The 19,184-nt window shown below is 72.8% G+C and carries 16 protein-coding genes; 13 read left to right on the top strand and 3 right to left on the bottom strand.

All coding sequences use genetic code 11. The features are described from left to right. Positions 1-257 precede the first annotated feature (257 nt). The 3 genes from EDC50_RS10985 to EDC50_RS10995 all read right to left on the bottom strand — a co-directional run bounded on the left by EDC50_RS10985 (position 258) and on the right by EDC50_RS10995 (position 4,856). On the bottom strand, positions 258-3,104 hold the full coding sequence (locus EDC50_RS10985; protein WP_123770536.1) for a TonB-dependent receptor: 2,847 nt from the start codon (positions 3,102-3,104) through the stop codon (positions 258-260). Positions 3,105-3,291: 187 nt separating this feature from the next. Continuing rightward, on the bottom strand, positions 3,292-4,284 hold the full coding sequence (locus tag EDC50_RS10990; protein ID WP_158635686.1) for a FecR family protein: 993 nt from the start codon (positions 4,282-4,284) through the stop codon (positions 3,292-3,294). Further along, positions 4,284-4,856: an RNA polymerase sigma factor gene (locus EDC50_RS10995; RefSeq protein ID WP_123770538.1), complete on the bottom strand. Its 573-nt coding sequence runs from the start codon at positions 4,854-4,856 to the stop codon at positions 4,284-4,286. Before EDC50_RS10995 ends, EDC50_RS10990 begins: the two co-directional genes overlap by 1 nt. A gap of 392 nt (positions 4,857-5,248) precedes the next feature. Here EDC50_RS10995 and pyrH point away from each other — a divergent pair, with 392 nt between their 5' ends. The 13 genes from pyrH (at position 5,249) to EDC50_RS11060 (ending at position 19,092) form a co-directional block, all read left to right on the top strand. Further along, positions 5,249-5,971: a UMP kinase gene (gene pyrH, locus EDC50_RS11000; RefSeq protein ID WP_123770539.1), complete on the top strand. Its 723-nt coding sequence runs from the start codon at positions 5,249-5,251 to the stop codon at positions 5,969-5,971. A 296-nt stretch (positions 5,972-6,267) separates the two neighbouring features. Beyond that, positions 6,268-7,182, top strand: coding sequence for a cation diffusion facilitator family transporter (locus EDC50_RS11005; RefSeq protein WP_123770540.1), 915 nt, complete (start codon positions 6,268-6,270; stop codon positions 7,180-7,182). Between the two features lie 81 nt (positions 7,183-7,263). After that, positions 7,264-7,821 carry a ribosome recycling factor gene (frr, locus tag EDC50_RS11010; protein WP_123770541.1) on the top strand — a complete coding sequence of 186 codons (558 nt, stop codon included), beginning with the start codon at positions 7,264-7,266 and terminating at the stop codon, positions 7,819-7,821. 19 nt (positions 7,822-7,840) lie between these two features. Then, the gene (gene uppS / locus EDC50_RS11015; protein ID WP_123770542.1) at positions 7,841-8,608 is read left to right on the top strand and encodes a polyprenyl diphosphate synthase; all 768 of its coding nucleotides are present in this window, start codon (positions 7,841-7,843) and stop codon (positions 8,606-8,608) included. Next, positions 8,605-9,441 (top strand): phosphatidate cytidylyltransferase, encoded by an 837-nt coding sequence (locus EDC50_RS11020; protein WP_123770543.1) that lies wholly within the window; start codon positions 8,605-8,607, stop codon positions 9,439-9,441. Before uppS ends, EDC50_RS11020 begins: the two co-directional genes overlap by 4 nt. Further along, entirely contained in the window at positions 9,441-10,610 is a 1,170-nt protein-coding gene (locus EDC50_RS11025) for a 1-deoxy-D-xylulose-5-phosphate reductoisomerase (RefSeq protein WP_123770544.1), read from the top strand. The genes EDC50_RS11020 and EDC50_RS11025 overlap by 1 nt, the downstream gene beginning before the upstream one ends. A gap of 25 nt (positions 10,611-10,635) precedes the next feature. Next, positions 10,636-12,000, top strand: coding sequence for an RIP metalloprotease RseP (gene rseP / locus EDC50_RS11030; protein ID WP_123770545.1), 1,365 nt, complete (start codon positions 10,636-10,638; stop codon positions 11,998-12,000). An 80-nt stretch (positions 12,001-12,080) separates the two neighbouring features. Then, positions 12,081-14,528, top strand: a complete 2,448-nt coding sequence (bamA, locus tag EDC50_RS11035; protein WP_123770546.1) for an outer membrane protein assembly factor BamA — start codon at positions 12,081-12,083, stop codon at positions 14,526-14,528. 22 nt (positions 14,529-14,550) lie between these two features. Then, a complete protein-coding gene (gene lpxD, locus EDC50_RS11040; RefSeq protein ID WP_123770547.1) occupies positions 14,551-15,567 on the top strand; it encodes a UDP-3-O-(3-hydroxymyristoyl)glucosamine N-acyltransferase in 1,017 nt (338 codons plus the stop codon). Between the two features lie 132 nt (positions 15,568-15,699). Then, on the top strand, positions 15,700-16,155 hold the full coding sequence (fabZ, locus tag EDC50_RS11045) for a 3-hydroxyacyl-ACP dehydratase FabZ (protein ID WP_123770548.1): 456 nt from the start codon (positions 15,700-15,702) through the stop codon (positions 16,153-16,155). A gap of 5 nt (positions 16,156-16,160) precedes the next feature. Then, positions 16,161-16,964 (top strand): acyl-ACP--UDP-N-acetylglucosamine O-acyltransferase, encoded by an 804-nt coding sequence (gene lpxA, locus EDC50_RS11050; protein ID WP_123770549.1) that lies wholly within the window; start codon positions 16,161-16,163, stop codon positions 16,962-16,964. Positions 16,965-17,234: 270 nt separating this feature from the next. Continuing rightward, the gene (lpxB, locus tag EDC50_RS11055) at positions 17,235-18,419 is read left to right on the top strand and encodes a lipid-A-disaccharide synthase (protein ID WP_123770550.1); all 1,185 of its coding nucleotides are present in this window, start codon (positions 17,235-17,237) and stop codon (positions 18,417-18,419) included. Continuing rightward, on the top strand, positions 18,412-19,092 hold the full coding sequence (locus EDC50_RS11060; protein WP_123770551.1) for a ribonuclease HII: 681 nt from the start codon (positions 18,412-18,414) through the stop codon (positions 19,090-19,092). The genes lpxB and EDC50_RS11060 overlap by 8 nt, the downstream gene beginning before the upstream one ends. Positions 19,093-19,184: the final 92 nt, after the last annotated feature.

Consider the following 19,184-nt stretch of genomic DNA (forward strand, 5'->3'; position numbering starts at 1 on the left):
CTTTGTCCCGGCGTCGCATCGCGTCCTGCGTTGCGTGGCGTCCTGCCGGCACGGGCGGCCCCGTCGGAGCCGCCCGCGCGCCGGGCCAGTGCGTCCGGACTGTTCGGAAATGCGCCATCCCTGGCGCCGAAGACCCCTCCGTAGAAGGGACTCGACCTCCATAACGCAGCGGATGCGCCACCCCCCTACCTTTTCTTCACCTGCTTTTTTCGTCCGCGCGTGGCAACGGGCGGCGCCGGGAGCGGAGCGCCCGGGACTCAGAAACGGTAGCTGGCGCTGAGCAGGTAATAGCGCCCGCGCGGGTCGTCGTAGGCCAGGTCGTAGCCGCCCTTGGTCGCGGCGTAGTTCGCCGGCTCGCGGTCGGTGAGGTTGTCGATGTTGAGCGCGAGGCGCCAGCCGGGGATGCCGGCGTAGGCCAGGTGCAGGTCGAGCGTGCGCGAAGCCGGCGTGGTGCACTTGCCCGCCGCGGCGTTGCGCGGCGGGCACGGCGCGCCCGGCTCGCCGATCTTCACCGGCCCCAGCGCATGCAGGTTCAGCGCGGTGTTCCAGTCGCGGTACGACCACTGGATGCCGGCCAGCGCGGAGTGGCGCGGCCGGTCGTAGCCGGTGCGGTCGATCTCGGGCGCGCCGGCGTGCGCCCGGGTCGCGAACTCGTCCAGGTAATGGCCGCTCAGGCGCAAGGCGTAGCGGCCGAAGCGCGCGGTATCCAGGCGGTAGGACGCCTGCAGTTCCCAGCCTTGCACCCGGGTGCGGCCGAGGTTCTCGTAGTAGTCGTTGATCGCGACCAGCCGACCGCTCGCGTCGCGCTCGAGCGCCTGCGGGAACAGCTCCGGGTGCGTCACCGCGTCGGTGACGACGATCTCGTTGCGGCGCCGGATGCTGAAATGGTCGAGGCTGAGTTCGAACCGCGACGACGGCGCCCATACCGCGCCGAGGGTATGGCTGCGCGAGGTCTCCGGCTGCAGATCCGGGTTCTCCTTCGAGCCGACCGTGAGCGCGCACCAGACCGCATCGCCCATCGGGATCGCCACCGCGCAGGGCGCCATCGCCGGCTGCATCGGCAGCAGCCGGTGGAAGCCGCTCAGGGTGCTGGGGCTGCGCAGTTCGAACAGCGACGGCGCGCGATAGCCGGTGGCGGCGGTGCCGCGCAAGGTCAGGGTCGGCAACGCGTTCCATTTCAGGCCCAGCTTGGGCGAGACCTCGCTGCCGTAGCCCTGGATGTGGTCCAGCCGCCAGGCCACGTCGGCGTGCAGGCGGCGCAGCACCGGCAGGCTCAGCTCGGCATAGAGCGCCGACTGGTAGCGGTGGGCGTCGAGCCGCGGCTTCTGCGTGCCGCCGACCACGTCGCGCTCGAGGATGCGCGGGTCGGGCTCGCTGCGCAGCGCGTCCCTGCCGAACTCGCCGCCGGCGGCGACCTGGGCGGTGCCGCCGGGCAGCTCGAACACCGGCGCATTCGCCGAGAACAGCGCCTGGTCCAACTGCGCCCGCCCGCGCGAGCGCAGCCGCGGCGCCAGCCACGCCAGCACGTCTGGCGGATTACCGGCGCCGTTGAAGCGGTAGCTGCGCTCGGCGACGGCCTGGTTCAGCCGGTCCTGCATGACCAGGCCGTCGATCGTGTTCCCGGCGTCGTTGCGGTGATGCGCCAGGTCGAACTGCCATTGCCAGCGGTCGCGGGTTCCGGCGAGGCCGACGGTCAGGTCGCGGACGTCGGCCTCGTTGCGGCTGCGCACCGGCCCGACGTCGAAGAAGGCGTAGGCCAGCGGCGCGGAGCGGCCCTGGTAGCGGATCGCGTCCGGGTGGCTGGCCGGCAGCGTCACGGTCGTGAACATCGGCGCCCCTTGCAGGCGCTGCTCGACGCGCCCCAGGCGCAGGTCCGCACGCAGTTCGAGCGAGTCCGCCAACGGCTGCTGCAGGTTGGCGTAGACGGTGCGGCTCTCCAGCTCCGGCTGCAGGGTGACGTGGCGCGCCTGGTCGAGCGCGCAGCCGCCCTGCGCGTCGCGCTGCGCGGCCGGGCACGCCGGCCGGATCACGCGGCCGTCCGGACCGAGGTAGCCCAGCTGGATGCGGTAGTCGCCGAGGCCGAACCGGCGCAGGTCGTCGCTGCGCCACTCGCGCTGGCCGCCGAGCAGCCCCTCGCGGTGGAACAGGTCGGCGCCGAGCAGCAGGCTGCCGCCGCCGCGCGTTGGCTGGCCGTGGCTGAAGGTCAGGCGCAATTGTTCGGCGTCGCCGCGTTCCGATGCGCCGTAGCGCAAGGTGGCTTCCTCGCCGCGCTGGTCCCGCTTGAGGATGATGTTGACCACGCCGGCCATCGCGTCCGCGCCGTAGATCGCCGACGCGCCGCCGCGCATGATCTCGATCCGCTCGATCATGCTCAGCGGAATGCCGTCGAGGTCGGTGAGGCCGCCAAGCTCGGCCGAGATCAGCCCGTAGCTGGCCACGCGCCGGCCATCGACCAGGAACAGGGTCGCGCGGGGACCGAGGCCGTACAGGCTGGAGGACGCGGCCGCGCCGTACAGCTGCTGGGTGCCCAGGCTGCCTTCGCTGGCGATCTCGACCGGATGCAGGCCGATCATGCCGGGCTGATAGCTCAGCAGTTCGAACAGCGATTGCTGCCCGCTGGCTTCGATCTCGGCCCGGCCGATCACGGTCAGCGGCGCCGGAGTCAGCACGTCGAGGCTGGCGCGCGGGATGTGGGTGCCGGTGACCTGCACCGTCTCCAACTCCACCGCCGGATCCGGGCGCGGTTTCCCGGGCGGTTGCGGCCGCGGCGGCGGGAGGGCTGCGCGGCGCAACACGTAGGCGTTGCCGGACACCGCGACCGCTTCCAGCCCGGAGCCGCGCAGCAGCGCCTGCAGGGCCTGCGCCGGAGGCAGCCGCAACTGCAGGCCCGGCGCCTTGCGCCCCTCGACCAGCTCCGGCGGGTACAGGATCTGGATCCGCGCCTGGGTCGCCAGCGCCTGCAGCGCGCGGTCGAGGGTGCCGGCGGGGATGCTCAGGCGCAGCGCCGCGCCGGCCTCGCGCTGGCCGGCCGGTGCGGGAGCCGCGAAAAACGCCAGGCCGAGGGCTCCGAAGAAGGCGTAGGCGAAGCGTGCAGACCTGGCCATTCAACGGCGCGGCGAACGAGCGGAAGCCGCACATTATGTGAAGCCGGCGTGCTCGCGCAATGCATCGCGTCGCGCCGGCGCGGATCGCCCGACGCGGCGAGGCCGCGCCGATCCGCCCGATGCGGGCGCAGAAGGGCGGAAGGCGGAATGCAAGACTGCGCCGCGGCACGCGGCGCAGCCGCGGATCTCAGCGCCGCGGCGGGTGCAGGACGATCTCGCGCTCGCCGACGCGCTCGGCGCGCAGCGACCAGCCCTGCTCCAGCGCCGCCACCAGGGCGTCCTGGTCGCCGGCGTGGAACACGCCGCTCACGGTCAGGGCGCCCAGGGCCGGGTCGGCCAGGCGCAGCTGCACCGGCGAATAGCGGTTCATCTCGGCCAGCAATTCGTCCAGGCGGCGCTGCTTGAACACCAGGTCGCCCCGCGGCCAGGCCTGCGCCACGGCCAGGTCCAGCGGCCGCTTCGGCTGCAGCCTGCCGGAGGGGTCGATCGCGACCTGCTCGCCCGGCCGCAGCCGGCTGCTGCGCCGCTCGGCCCCGGTCCCCACCGACACCTCGACTTCGCCCTCGAGCAGGCCGACGTCGACCGCCTCGCCCCGACGGCTCACCTGGAACACGGTGCCGATGTCGCGGATCGTGCCCGCCCCGGCGCGGACCCGGAACGGACGCCCGGGATCGGCGGCGACGTCCACCTGGATGCGGCCGCGCCGCAGCTCCACCACCCGTTCCTCGCCGTAACGGGTCTCCACCGCGGAGCCGGCGTCCAGCCACAGCCGGGTGCCGTCGGCCAGCGCGACCTGGCGCAGTTCGCCGGCCGCGGTGGCGAACTGCTGCACCTGCGCCGGCGGCGAATGCGGCCGCCACAGCGCCGCCGCGCCGATCGCCACCAGCAGCACCGCGGCGCTGGCCAGCCAGCGCCGCGGCCGGCGCCAGGAGGATGCGGCACGGCGCCGCTCCCGCCGGGCCGCCGCACGCAGCAGTTCGTCGCCGGCGAGGGCCGCGGCCAGCGCGTGCACGCGCTCGGCCTGCAGGTAGGCGTCGATGTGTTCCGGAGACTGCGCCAGCCAGGCCTCGAACGCCGCGCGTTCGCGCGCATCGCATTCGGGCGAATCCAGCCGCGCCAGCCAGGCCTCGGCCTGGCGCTGCGCTCCGTCGCGGGTGTCCTTGCCGATGCTCGGGCTCATCATCGTTCCTCGTCCTTGTCCTGGGCGTAGCCGCCCTGCTTCAGGCGCTGGCGCAGCAGCCCCAGCGCCTTGCCGATGTGCTTCTCCACGGCCTTGACCGAAATGCCGCAATGGCGGGCGATCTCGCTGTAGCTCAGGCCCTCGATGCGGTTGAGCAGGTAGACCTGCCGGCAGCGCGCCGGCAGTTGCAGGATCGCCGCGCGCACCAGCGCCAGCTCCTGCTCGTGGGCGATGCGCTGGTCGTGGCTCGGCTCGGGCGAGGGCAGGCCGTGGAAGTCCTCGTCCAGGCTCACGTGCGCGGCGGACTGCCGGCTGGAATCGCGCCGGCCGCGGTCGTTCAGCACGTTCAGCGCGATCCGGTACATCAGCGCGCGCAGCTGCTCGGGCGGCTGCGCGCGGTAGCGCATCAGCCGCACCAGGGTTTCCTGGGCGGCGTCCTTCGCGTCCTCCTCGTTGCTGCGGCGGGCGAGGAAGCCCAGCAGCGCCGCCTGGTGCTCGCGCAGGAAGCGCTCGAACCCGTCCGCAGGTGTCGCGGCGGGCCCCGGCACCCGCTCCTCGGGCGATCCGTGCATGCCGCCTCCCCGGTTCACCGTCCCCCCGCTGCGGCCACGCGGCGGCGATGCAGGGGTATCCGGGGGCGGCGCAACGGGCACATAGTCGGGGGCAAGCGGGCCGGCGAAGAGAACGTGACGGGCCGGCCGCCGTCCGGAGAACCGCAGGACGCGGATCGCCGGTCGCAGCGACCGCCCTCGGGCGCTGTTGTAGCACGACGGACGCACGGACGCGTGCGCGCGGCGGCGCAGTGCGAGCGGCGGCGGGCTGAAATCGGCGTCCATACCGCAGACAACGCAGGCGGCGGACCACTTCCCCACCCCGGGCCCGGTCCGGACCGCTGCGGATACGCGGAGCCGGCACCGCGATCCCGTACAATCCGCACGTTTGTCTACCCCACGCCGAGGTCCCCATGTCCCAGCTCGCCTATCGCCGTGTCCTGCTCAAACTGTCCGGCGAGGCGCTGATGGGAGACGAGGATTACGGCATCGACCCGAAGATGATCGGCCGCCTCGCCCGCGAGGTGATCGAGGCCCAGCAGGCCGGCGCCGAGGTCGCGCTGGTGATCGGCGGCGGCAACATCTTCCGCGGCGCCGGCCTGGCCGCCGGCGGCATGGACCGGGTCACCGGCGACCAGATGGGCATGCTCGCCACCGTGATCAACGCGCTGGCGATGCAGGACGCGCTGGAGAAGCTCGGCGCCAGGTGCCGGGTGATGAGCGCGATCAAGATCAACGACGTCTGCGAGGACTACATCCGCCGGCGCGCGATCCGCCATCTGGAGAAGGGCCGCATCGCCATCTTCGCCGCCGGCACCGGCAACCCGTTCTTCACCACCGACTCGGGCGCCGCGCTGCGCGCGATCGAGATCGGCGCCGACCTGCTGCTGAAGGCGACCAAGGTCGACGGCGTCTACGACAAGGACCCGAAGAAGCACGCCGACGCGGTCCGCTTCGACAAGCTCAGCTACGACGAGGTCATCGCCCGCGACCTGCAGGTGATGGACACCGCCGCCTTCGCCCTGTGCCGCGACAGCGACCTGCCGCTGCGCATCTTCGACATGGGCCAGCCGGGCCAGCTGCTGCGGATCCTGCGCGGCGAGAACATCGGCACACTGGTGCAGGGGCGCGGCTGATCGGGCCACCCCGGCGCTCTCCGCAGGCCGGAGGGGAATGGCTGGCGTCCACGCGCTTGCCGGCCACGAGCGCATCGCCCGTCCTCGCGCGGGACGGCCTGGCGCGACCGGGCGCGGCGGCGCCGAACGTCGGGGCCGCTTGCGCGGCGCGGACCGAACTCCACGCGCCGCGATCGGCACGCACGGTTCGCCGCACCCGCGACGCCCTCTTCCGCTTGCGCCGAGGATCGGGGTGCCGGCGACAGCCATCGGCGCGTAATTGTGTCCGCCCGCGGCCACGGGCGAGGATGCGCGCCATGCATGCGCACCACGGCCACGACCACGTCCACGGCGGCACCCGCGCGTTCGCCGCGGTCACCCTGATCAACCTGGCCTATACCGCGCTCGAGGCCGGCTACGGCTTCGCGACCAATTCGCTGGCGCTGCTGTCGGACGCGCTGCACAACCTCGGCGACGTGCTCGGCCTCGGGCTGGCCTGGGCCGCGGCGGCGCTGGCGCGGCGCGCGCCGACCGAGCGCCACACCTACGGCTGGCGCCGCGCCACCCTGCTCTCGCCGCTGGCCAACGCCCTGCTGCTGGTCGGCTTCTCCGGCGCGCTGGCCTGGGAGGCGCTGCGCCGCTTCGGCGCGCCGCCGCAGATCCCGGCGCTGCCGGTGATGGCGGTGGCCGCGGTCGGCATCGCGGTCAATCTCGGCGCGGCCTGGCTGGTGCGCGACGGCCATGCCCACGACCTCAACCGCCGCGGCGCCTTCCTGCACCTGGTCGCGGACGCGGCGGTGTCGCTGGCGGCGGTGCTGGCCGGCGCCGGAATGTGGTGGCTGGGCTGGTCCTGGCTGGACCCGGCGACGGCGCTGCTGGTCGGCGCGGTGATCGCGGTCGGCGCGTTCGGCCTGCTGCGGGAGAGCTTCGACGCCGCCATGGACGCGGTGCCGCCGGCGATCGACCGGCGCGAGGTCGAGGCCTTCCTCGCCGCGCAGCCCGGCGTGAGCGCGGTGCATCACCTGCACATCTGGTCGCTCGGCGCCGGCGAGATCGCGATGACCGCGCACCTGGTGCGCGACGGCAGCGCCGGCCACGACGCCTTCCTCGACCGCCTCAACCACGCCCTGGACGAGCGCTTCGGCATCAACCACCCGACCCTGCAGGTCGAGTTCGGGACCGCCTGCGAGCACGACCGCCACGTCCGCGCCCCGCACGGCCATCGGCACTGAACGGCGGCCCGGGGCGCGCTCCCGGCCCCGGCCGGAGCGCCTATAATCCCGCGCTTACCGTTACAAGGACCGGAGCCGGCGATGCTCAACGAAATCAAGAAAGACGCCCAGACCCGCATGGCCAAGAGCGTCGAGGCGTTTCGCCACGAGCTGGTCAAGGTACGCACCGGCCGCGCCTCGACCGCGCTGGTCGACCACCTCAAGGTCAACTACTACGGCTCGGACGTGCCGCTGTCGCAGGTCGCCACGGTGGCGGTGTCCGACGCCCGCTCGCTGACCATCACCCCGTGGGAGAAGCAGATGGTGGGCCCGGTCGAGAAGGCGATCCTGGCCTCCGACCTCGGCCTGACCCCGAACACCGCCGGCCAGGTGATCCGCCTCAACCTGCCCCCGCTGACCGAGGAGCGCCGCCGCGAGCTGACCAAGGTCGTGCACGCCGCCGGCGAGGACGCCAAGGTCGCGATCCGCAACATCCGCCGCGACGCCAACCACCACGTCAAGGAGCTGCTGAAGGACAGGCAGGTGACCGAGGACGACGCGGCGCGCGCCGAGGCGGAGATCCAGAAGATCACCGACGCCGCGATCAAGGACGTGGACGAGGTGATCAAGGCCAAGGAACAAGAACTGATGGCGGTTTGACGGGCGCGCCCGTCCCGCCATGGCCGCCGCTTCCGCCACCGCCGCGCCCGCGCGCCTGCCGCGCCACATCGCCGTCATCATGGACGGCAACGGCCGCTGGGCCGAGCGCCGGCGCCGCCCGCGCGCCGTCGGCCATCGCGCCGGCGCGCGCGCGGTCAACGTCTGCATCGACTTCTGCCTCGAGCGCGGCGTCGAGGCGCTGACCCTGTTCGCCTTCTCCAGCGAGAACTGGGGCCGGCCGGAGGAGGAGGTCGGCGCGCTGATGAAGCTGTTCCTCAACGCGCTGGAGCGCGAGGTCGACGAGCTGCACCGCCGCGGCGTGCGGGTGCGGTTCATCGGCGAACGCGAGCGCTTCGGCGAGACCATCCGCAAGCAGATGGACGCGGCCGAGGCGCGCACCGCCGGCAACGCGCGCCTGCACCTCACGGTCGCCGCCAGCTACGGCGGCCGCTGGGACATCGCCCGCGCCGCGCGCGCGCTGGCCGAGGACGTGGCCGCCGGGCGGCTCGCGCCGGAGGCCATCGACGAAGCCGCGTTGGGCGCGCGCGTGTGCCTGGCCGACCTGCCGCCGCCGGATCTGTTCATCCGCACCGGCGGCGAGATGCGCATCAGCAACTTCCTGCTCTGGCAGATGGCCTACACCGAACTGTGGTTCACCGATCTGTTGTGGCCCGAATTGGATGCGGCGACACTGCAGCGCGCGCTGGACGACTATGCCGGGCGCGAGCGCCGCTTCGGCCTGACCGGCGCGCAGATCGCCGCCCCGAAATCCGAGACCGCCGAATGACCCGAACCCGCCTGCTCGCCGCGCTGGTGATGACGCCCCTGGCGATCGCCGCGATCCTGTTGCTGCCGACGCCGTGGATGGTGGCGCTGGGCGCGGTGATCCTGCTGGCCGGGCTGTGGGAATGGTTCGACCTGGCCGAGATCGAGGACACCCTGGCGCGCACCGTGCTGCTGGTGGCGCACCTGGCGCTGATGGTGGCGATCGTCTGGGCGTCGCGCACCGGCACCGGCTACACCCTGGTGCTGTTCCAGATGGCGGCGGTGGCCGGCGTGGTCTGGTGGCTGCTGGCGCTGCTGTGGCTGGGCCGCTACGGCTTCGCCAGCGACCACGCCGGCTACGCGCGCGCGTTCAAGCTGGCCGCCGGCGCGCTGGCGACGATTCCGGCATGGTGCGCGCTGGCCTGGATCCACTACGCGCCGCCGAACGGCCACCGCTGGCTGCTGACCGCGCTGGCGGTCGTCTGGGCCGCCGACACCGGGGCCTACTTCGCCGGGCGCCGCTTCGGCAGGCGCAAGCTGGCGCCGCGGGTCAGCCCGAACAAGACCGTCGAGGGCCTGATCGGCGGCGCGGTCGCCGGCGTCGCGGCCGGCGCCGTCTTCGCGCTGGTCGCCGGGGCCAAGCCGGCGCAATTGCCGGCGGTCGCGCTGGTGGCGCTGGCGACCGTGCTGTTCTCGGTGGTCGGCGACCTGTTCGAGAGCCTGCTCAAGCGCCATGCCGGGGTGAAGGACTCCGGGCACCTGATCCCGGGCCACGGCGGCATCCTCGACCGCATCGACGGCGTGCTCGCCGCGTTGCCGGCGTTCGCGCTCGGCAAGGCCGTGATGGGGTTCTGATGCAGCGCCGCGTCGCCGTACTGGGCGCCACCGGGTCGATCGGCGCGTCCGCGCTGGACGTGATCGCGCGCCACCCCGACCGCCTGCACGCGACGGTGCTGGCCGCCGGCCGCAACGTCGACGCGCTGCTCGCGCTGTGCGAGCGCCATCGGCCGCGGCACGCGGTGGTCGCCCACGCCGGCGCCTACCCGGCGCTGCGCGACGGCCTGCGCGGGCGCGGCCTGGCGACGCAGGCGCATTGCGGGGACGAGGCGCTGGAGGCGCTGGTCGCGGGCGAGGACTGCGACACCGTGGTCGCGGCGATCGTCGGCGCCGCCGGCCTGCCCTCGACCCTGGCCGCGGCCCGCGCCGGCAAGCGCCTGCTGCTGGCGAACAAGGAGTCGCTGGTGCTGGCCGGCGAGCTGCTGATGCGCGCCGCGCGCGAAGCCGGCGCGACCGTGGTGCCGATCGACAGCGAGCACAACGCGATCTTCCAGTGCCTGCCCGACGCGCAGGCGCGCGCCGGGCTGCGCCGGATCCTGCTCACCGCCTCCGGCGGGCCGTTCCGCGGCCGCCGGCGCGACGAGCTGGGCGCGGTGACGCCGGAGCAGGCCATCGCGCACCCGAAGTGGTCGATGGGGCCGAAGATCTCGGTCGACTCGGCCACGCTGATGAACAAGGGCCTGGAGGTGATCGAGGCCCACCACCTGTTCGGCGTCGCCGGCGAGCGCATCGAGGTGCTGGTGCATCCGCAGAGCCTGGTGCATTCGCTGGTCGAGTTCGTCGACGGCTCCACCCTCGCCCAGCTCGGCCTGCCGGACATGCGCACCGCGCTGGCGGTCGGCTTCGCCTGGCCCGAGCGCATCGCCTCGGGCGTGGCCGGACTGGACCTGCTGGCGCACGGCCGGCTCGATTTCGAGCCGCCGGACCTGGACGCCTTCCCCTGCCTGCGCCTGGCGTTCGCCGCGCTGGCCGAGGGCGGCACCGCGCCGGCGGTGCTCAACGCCGCCAACGAGGCGGCGGTTTCAGCGTTTCTTCAGCGCCGCATCGGTTTCCTAGCGATACCCGCGCTGGTCGAGGACGCCCTCGCCGCGCTTCCCTCCACCCCGGCGACCTCGCTGGCGGCCCTGCGCGACGCCGACGCCCGGGCGCGGCGGCGCGTCGAGCAGGCCGTCGCCACCCATCCCTGAGCCGCCTTTCCGAGCGTCGACAAGCATGAGTGAGTTCTTCGGCTCGATCTGGTGGCTGATCGTCAGCCTCGGCATCCTGGTCACCTTCCACGAATTCGGCCACTTCTGGGTAGCGCGCCGCTGCGGCGTGCGGGTGCTGCGCTTCTCGGTCGGTTTCGGCAAGCCGCTGTGGCTGCGCCGCGGGCGCGACGGCACCGAGTACGCGATCGCCGCGATCCCGCTCGGCGGCTACGTCAAGATGCTCGACGAGCGCGAAGGCCCGGTTCCACCCGAGCTCGCGGCCCAGGCGTTCAACCGGCAGCCGGTGTGGAAGCGCATCGCGATCGTGGTCGCCGGCCCGCTCGCCAACCTGGTGCTGTGCGTCGGCCTGCTGTGGGCGATGTTCGTGATCGGCCGGCCGGACTACGCGCCGGTGCTCGGGCACACCGAAGGCCTCGCCGCCGCGGCCGGGCTGCACGGCGGCGACACCGTGCTCGCCGTCGGCGACCGCGCCACGCCGACCTGGAGCGAGGTGCAGCTGGCGCTGCTGCCTGCCGCGCTCGACCGCCGCGACGTCGCCGTGCGCGTGCATCGCCGCGACGGCGGCGAGAGCACCTACGAGCTGCGCCTGTCGCAGTTGCCCAAGGGCTTCGACGAGCGTCGCGCGGTCGAGGCGATCGGCCTGACGCCGCGGCACCTGCTGGTGCCGGCGGTGATCGGCCGGGTCGCGCCCGGCACGCCGGCCTGGGGCGTGCTCGCCGAGGGCGATCGCATCACCGCGATCGACGGCGAGCCGGTCGCGACCTGGGACGACATCCCGCCGCTGCTGCAGAAGCTGGGCGAGCGCGGCGGCCCGGCGATGATCGAGGTCGCGCGCAAGGACGAGCGGCTCGCGCTGGAGATCGCGCCGGCGCGGATGAAGCGCCCGGACGACGGCCGCGAGTACTGGGGCCTGGGCGTGGCCGCGGCGCGCGCGCAGGAGCCGGCGAAGGACGCGGTGCTGCGCTACGGCGCGCTCGCCGCGGTGCCGGCGGCGTTCGCGGAGACCGCGCACCAGTCGCGCGAACTGCTGGCGATGATCGGCCGTGCGTTCACCGGCCGCGTCTCGGTGCAGAACACCGTCGCCGGCCCGATCACCATCGCGCGCGCGGCCAACGCGGGCGCGCAGCAGGGGCCGGCCTGGTTCCTGACCATCCTCGCGATGCTGTCGCTGAGCCTCGGCATCCTGAATCTCTTGCCGATCCCGATCTTGGACGGCGGTCACCTGCTGTATTACCTTATCGAGCTGGTCAAAGGCAGCCCGGTCAGCGAACGCGTGATGGCGGCCGGGCAGTACGTCGGCTTGGCGCTGATCGCCGGCCTGATGGGCCTGGCGTTCTACAACGACATCGTGAACAACCTGGTGCGCTGATGCCGGCCACGCTTACCGCACACCTCGCCTCGACCCGACGCCCGGTTCCGGGCCACAACGACCCTCAACCGGACGCAACGATGACGCGAAACCCCAATCGCCGCCTGCTCGCTCTCGCCCTCGCCGCCGCGCTGGCGCCGGCCGCGGGTTCCACCGCGTGGGCGCAGACGGCCGATCCGTTCGCGCTGCCGGGGCAGGACGCGGCCGCGACCGCCGGTTCGTTCGTGGTCGGCGACATCCGCATCGACGGCCTGCAGCGCATCTCCGCCGGCACGGTGTTCACCTACCTGCCGGTCGAGCGCGGCGACACCATGGACAGCGCGCGCGCCGGCGAGGCGATCCGCGCGCTGTACAAGACCGGCTTCTTCGAGGACGTCCGCCTGGACCGCCAGGGCGACATCCTGGTCGTGACCGTGGCCGAGCGTCCGGCGATCAACAAGCTCACCCTGAGCGGCAACAAGGACATCAAGACCGAGGACCTGCTCAAGGGCCTGAAGGAAGCCGGCCTGGCCGAGGGCGACACCTTCGACCGCCTCGCGCTGGACCGCGTCACCCAGGAGCTGACCCGCCAGTACAACAACCGCGGCAAGTACAACGTCGAGATCACCCCGACCGTTTCGCGCCTGGACCGCAACCGCGTCGACGTCACCATCGCCATCAAGGAAGGCAAGGCGGCCAAGATCCGCCACATCAACCTGATCGGCAACGAGAAGTTCGGCGACGAGGAGATCCTCGCCGGCTGGGAATCGCGCGAGCACAACTGGCTGAGCTGGTACCGCCGCGACGACCAGTACTCGCGCGAGAAGCTGTCCGGCGACCTGGAGAAGCTCAACTCCTGGTACCTCGACCGCGGCTACGTCGACGTCAGCATCGACTCCACCCAGGTGGCGATCAGCCCCGATCGCCAGGACATGTTCATCACCGCCGGCGTGACCGAGGGCGACCAGTACAAGGTCTCCAGCGTTCAGGTCAGCGGCGACACGGTGCTGCCGAAGGAGCAGATCGAACGCCTGGTGCTGGTCAAGCCGGAACAGATCTTCTCCCGCCGCCTGCTCGAGATCAGCTCCGACGCGATCGTCGCCACGCTCAGCAACGTCGGCTACGCCTTCGCCCAGGTCAACCCGATCCCGGACGTCGACCGCGAGAACAAGACCGTCGCCATCAACATGCAGGTGGTGCCGGGCCCGCGCGTCAACGTGCGCCGCATCGTGCTGCGCGGCAACACCCGCACCAGCGACGAGGTGATCCGGCGCGAGATGCGCCAGTTCGAGGGCTCGTGGTACTCGCAGGCGGCGATCGACCGGTCCAAGATCCGCCTGCAGCAGCTGGGCTACTTCGAGACGGTGGACGTCGAGACCCAGCCGGTGCCGGGCAGCAACGACGAGGTCGACGTGGTGTTCAACGTCAAGGAGACCACCTCCGGCAGCTTCGTGTTCGGCCTGGGCTATTCGCAGCTGTCCGGCCTGACCACGCAGATCCAGCTGTCGCAGACCAACTTCCTCGGCAGCGGCAACCGCGTGTCGGTGCAGGCGCAGCGCAACGACTACCTGCAGCGCTACGACTTCTCCTTCGTCAACCCGTACTTCACCGACAGCGGCGTCTCGCTCGGCTACAACCTGTGGTGGCGCGAGTGGGACTACTCCGACTTCAATACCGCCCAGTACTCCAGCACCAGCGGCGCGGGCCAGGTGGTGCTCGGCCTGCCGATCACCGAGACCGACACGGTCACGGCGATGCTCGGCATCGACAGCAACGAGATCCTCACCTACCGCGGCTCGACGCCGGAGAGCCTGATCGACTACATCGACGCGCTCGGCCGCCGCACCTTCCACTCCTGGCGCGCCGAGATCGGCTGGGGCCGCAACTCGCTCGACAGCTACCTGACGCCGACCCGCGGCATGCAGCAGCGGATCTGGCTCGAGGCCACCCTGCCCGGCTCGACCGTGGAGTTCTACAAGCTCAACTACAACATCTCCAAGTTCTGGCCGCTGTCGCGCCACTTCGTGCTGAACACCCGCGCCGAACTCGGCTATGGCGACAGCTACGGCGACGCGGTGAGCCGGCACCTGTGCACCACCTCGACCGGCGACGCCTGCAATCCGTCCGCCCCGGACTACCTGCGCACGATCACCGCCGACGGCCTGCCGTTCTTCGAGAACTTCTACGCCGGCGGCGTGCGCTCGGTGCGCGGCTTCACCGACAACACCCTCGGCCCGCGCGACACCGCGCTCGGCAGCAGCTACCAGCAGTCGATCGGCGGCGCGTTCAAGACGATCGGCTCGCTGGAGATGTACTTCCCGACCCTGCTCGACACCCCGGCCGCGCGCGTGTCCGCCTTCGTCGACGTGGGCAACGTGTACAAGGACTACGACAGCTGGGACGCCAAGGAACTGCGCGCCTCGACCGGCGTGGCCCTGATGTGGCGTTCGCCGATGGGCCCGATCTCGATCAGCTACGCCTTCCCGATCAAGAAGGAGGACGGCGACGAGCTCGAGCGCCTGCAGTTCACCTTCGGCGGCACGTTCTGACGCCCGGGCGCCGCGAACGGCCGTGAGCGGGACCGCCTACACCGCCGCCGAACTGGCCGAGCGCTTCGGCCTCGGCCTGCGCGGCGACGGCGCCGCGCGCGTGCGCGGCGTCGCCACGCTCGCGCAGGCCGGCGCGGAGCAGCTCGCGTTCCTGGCCAACCCGAAGTACCGCGCCCAGCTCGCCGACAGCCGCGCCGGCGTGGTGGTGCTGCGCGAGGACGATGCCGCCGCGCATGCCGGCACCGCGCTGGTCGCGCGCGACCCGTACGCCGCGTTCGCCCGGATCGCGGCGCTGTTCGAACCGCGCCCGCGGCGCGCGCCGGGCATCCATCCTTCCGCCGACATCGACCCGAGCGCGCAGGTCGATCCGGGTGCGCACGTCGGCGCCTTCGTCAGCATCGGCGCGCGCAGCCGCATCGAGGCCGGCGCGGTGGTCGGCCCGGGCTGCGTGATCGGCGAGGACTGCGTGGTCGGCGCGGGCTGCGAGCTGGTCGCGCGGGTGACGCTGGTGACGCGCGTGCGCCTGGGCCGGCGGGTGACGATCCACCCCGGCGCGGTGCTCGGCGCCGCCGGCTTCGGCCTGGCGATGGAGCACGGCCGCTGGCTCAACGTGCCGCAGCTCGGCGGCGTGGTCGTCGGCGACGACTGCGAGATCGGCGCCAACACCACCATCGACCGCGGCGCGCTCGACGACACCGTGCTCGAGGAGGACGTGCGCCTCGACAACCAGATCCAGATCGGCCACAACGTCCGCATCGGCGCGCACACCGCGATGGCCGGCTGCTCGGCGGTGGCCGGCAGCGCCAAGATCGGCCGCTACTGCCTGATCGGCGGCGCCGCGGGCGTGCTGGGCCACCTGGAGATCTGCGACAAGGTGGTGGTCACCGCGATGAGCCTGGTCACCCATTCGATCCGCGAACCGGGCGAGTACTCCTCGGGCACGCCGCTGATGGACAACCGCAGCTGGCGCAAGAGCGCGGCGCGCTTCAAGCAGCTCGACGCCATCGCCCGCCGGCTCGGCGCGCGCGGCGCGGACTGAGCGCAGCTCGACGTCGTCGCCGTCCGGACCGGCGCCCGCCGCGGTACCATACGCGCCGGGAAGCTCGCGTACGGTCCTGCCGGCCGCGGCAACGTCAACGCCGCGCAGCGGACGCGCGCACCAGGAAAGTCCATGACCGAAAACGTGCAACTGCCCCTCGACGTCGGCGCGATCCAGAAGCTGCTGCCGCACCGCTATCCGTTCCTGCTGGTCGATCGCGTGGTCGAATTCGAGCCGCACAAGCGCGTGCTCGCCTACAAGAACGTCACCTGCAACGAGCCCTACTTCCAGGGCCATTTCCCGGGCCATCCGGTGATGCCGGGCGTGCTGGTGGTGGAGGCGCTGGCGCAGGCCGGCGGCGTGCTGACCCAGCTGTCCAGCCAGACCACGGCCGACGGCCGGCTGTTCTATCTGGTCAAGATCGACGGCGCCAAGTTCACCAAGATGGTGGTGCCCGGCGACCGGCTCGACCTCGCCGTCGAGCTCAGGCGGGTGATCCGCAACGTGGCGATCTACAGCGGCGTGGCCAGCGTCGCCGGCGAGCAGGTCGCCTGCGCCGAGATCGTCTGCGCCGAAGCCAAGGGCTGAACGAGATGAGCCAGGCCAGCGTTTCCCCGGGCGTACGCATCCATCCCAGCGCGGTCGTCGAACCGGGCGCCAAGCTCGCGGCCGGCGTGCAGGTCGGCGCGTTCTGCTACATCGGCGACGAGGTCGAGGTCGGCGAGAACACGGTGTTCGGCCCGCACTGCAGCGTGCACGGGCCGACCCGGATCGGCCGCGACAACCGCTTCGCCGGCCATTGCGCGGTCGGCGGCGACCCGCAGGACAAGAAGTACCGCGGCGAGCGGGTCGAGCTGGAGATCGGCGACCGCAACCTGTTCCGCGAGTTCTGCACGATCAACCGCGGCACTGGCGGCGGCGGCGGCGTCACCCGCATCGGCAACGACAACTGGCTGCTGGCCTACACCCACGTGGCCCACGACTGCCAGGTCGGCGACCACTGCGTGTTCTCCAACAACGCCACCCTGGCGGGGCACGTGACCGTCGGCGACCACGTGATCCTCAGCGGGTTCGCCGGCATCCACCAGTTCTGCCGGATCGGCGCGCACGCGTTCGTCGGCATGGGCGCGTTCGTCAACGGCGACGTGCCGCCGTTCGTGATGGTGGCGCAGGAGGGCTACGGCCGCCCGCGGGGAATCAACAGCGAAGGGCTCAAGCGCCGCGGCTTCGACGCCGGGCGCATCGCCGCGATCAAGCGCGCCTACCGGGCGCTGTACGTCGCCGGCGGCTCGATGGAGGACGCGCGCGCGCGGCTGGCCGAACTGGCCGAGGGCAGCGAGGACGTGCGCGCGCTGCTGGAATTCATCGACAGCGGCGAGCGGCCGTTGCTGCGCTGAGGCCTCGCGGCCCGTTGCGCGAAGGGTCCGCCGGTTCGCGTCGCCCAGCCGTTCGACGATGAAGACGTATTCACGGCGTGCCGCGCAAGCCCATGCCTGCGGACGCGCTCCGACTCGTCCCCAAGCGCAAGGCAGGCTCTGTGGCCGCGCTCCAGCGACAGACGCGGCGACGGTCGCGGCGGCGGAAGTCGCGACGGGGCTGCCGAGCGCGGGTACCGGCGCTATGATGCCGCACGACGGCGCGACGGCGCGCCATGCGCTCGATCCGCTTTGACCAGCCCCGCCTCTCCTGCCCCGAACCGCGGCCTGCGCATCGCCCTGGTCGCCGGCGAAGCCTCCGGCGACCTGCTCGGTGCCGGGCTGGTCCGCGCGCTGCGGCAACGCCATCCCGACGCCGAGTTCGCCGGCGTCGGCGGCGAGCAGATGCGCGCGGCGGGCATGCGGACCTGGCACGACGCCTCCGAACTGGCGGTGATGGGCCTGGCCGAGGTGCTGCGCCACCTGCCGCGCCTGCTGCGCCTGCGCCGCGAGCTGCGCCGGCGCGTGCTCGACTGGCGCCCGGACGTGTTCGTCGGCATCGACGCCCCCGACTTCAACCTCGGCCTGGAGCGCCGGCTGCGCGCGCGCGGGCTGCGCACCGTGCACTACGTCAGCCCGTCGGTCTGGGCCTGGCGCGAGAAACGCGCGGAGAAGATCGGCCGCAGCGCCGACCGCGTGCTGTGCCTGTTCCCGATGGAGCCGCCGATCTACGCCCGCCAGGGCGTCGACGCGCGCTTCGTCGGCCACCCGCTCGCCGACGAGATGCCGCTGCAACCCGACCGCGCCGCCGCGCGCGCGGCGCTCGGCCTGGACGCGGGCGTGCCGGTGCTGGCGGTGCTGCCCGGCTCGCGGCTGAGCGAGATCCAGCGCCTCGGCGCGGTGTTCCTCGACGCCGCGCGGCGCGTCGCCGAGCAGGTGCCGGAGCTGCGGGTGGTGGTGCCCGCGGCCAACGCGGTCTGCCGCGAGGCGCTGCAGGGCCTGCTCGCCGCTACCCCGGCGAGCGGACGGTTCCGGCTGCTCGACGGCCAGGCGCGCACGCTCATGGTCGCCAGCGACGTGGTCCTGCTCGCCTCCGGCACCGCCACCCTCGAGGCGATGCTGGCGAAGCGGCCGATGGTGGTCGGCTACAAGCTGGCGCCGAGCACCTACCGCCTGGTCAAGGGCCTGGGCCTGCTCAAGGTGGACCGCTATTCGCTGCCGAACGTGCTCGCCGGCGAGACCCTGGTGCCGGAGCTGATGCAGGACGCATGCACGCCCGACGCGCTGGCCGCGGCGGTGCTGCACTGGCTGCGCGAGCCGCAGGCCGTGGCCGCGCTGCAACCGCGCTTCCGCGCCCTGCACGAGCAGCTGCGCCGCGACGCCTCCGCGCAGGCGGCGGCGGCCGTGGCCGAGATCGCCGGAGCCGCGCATGGCTGAATCTAAGGCCCAGCTCGCGCTCGCCCTCGCCGCGCCGCAGAGCGGGCCGCGGCGCGTCGCCGGCGTCGACGAGGCCGGACGCGGCCCGCTGGCCGGGCCGCTGGTGGTCGCCGCGGTGGTGTTCGCGCCCGGGCGCACCCCGATCAACGGCCTGGACGACTCCAAGCAACTGCCGCCGGCGCGGCGCGAGGTGCTGTACCAGCGTATCGTCGAGCGCGCGCTGGCGTGGAAGACGGTGTTCGTCGATGCCGAGGAGATCGACCGCATCAACATCTACCAGGCCACCATGCTCGGCATGCGCCGCGCGCTGGAGGCGGTGCGGGAGGTCGCGGACCTGGCGCGCATCGACGGCAACGCGATCCCGCGCGGCCTGCCCTGCCCGGCCGAGGCGCTGGTCGGCGGCGACGCCCGCGACCGCGCGATCATGGCCGCGTCGATCCTGGCCAAGGTCGAACGCGACCGGCACATGCGCGCGCTGCACGCGCAATGGCCGCAGTACGGCTTCGACGAACACAAGGGCTATTCGACGCCGGCGCACCTGCAGGCGCTGGCCCGCTTCGGCCCATGCCCGCAGCACCGGCGCAGCTTCGCCCCGGTCCGGGCCGCGCTGCGCGCGCGCGAGCCCGGCCCCGCGCAGGCGCCCGCGGCGGACGGCCTGGCCGTGGCCGGCTAAACGGCGCGGCAACCGCTGCGCCCACCCGGGCCCGCATCGCGCGACAACCCGCGCGCAAAGGCGCATGATGCGCGCGTGGGGTCCCGTCCCGG

The sequence above is a fragment of the Vulcaniibacterium tengchongense genome (genome assembly GCF_003814555.1).
Lineage (GTDB): Bacteria > Pseudomonadota > Gammaproteobacteria > Xanthomonadales > Xanthomonadaceae > Vulcaniibacterium > Vulcaniibacterium tengchongense.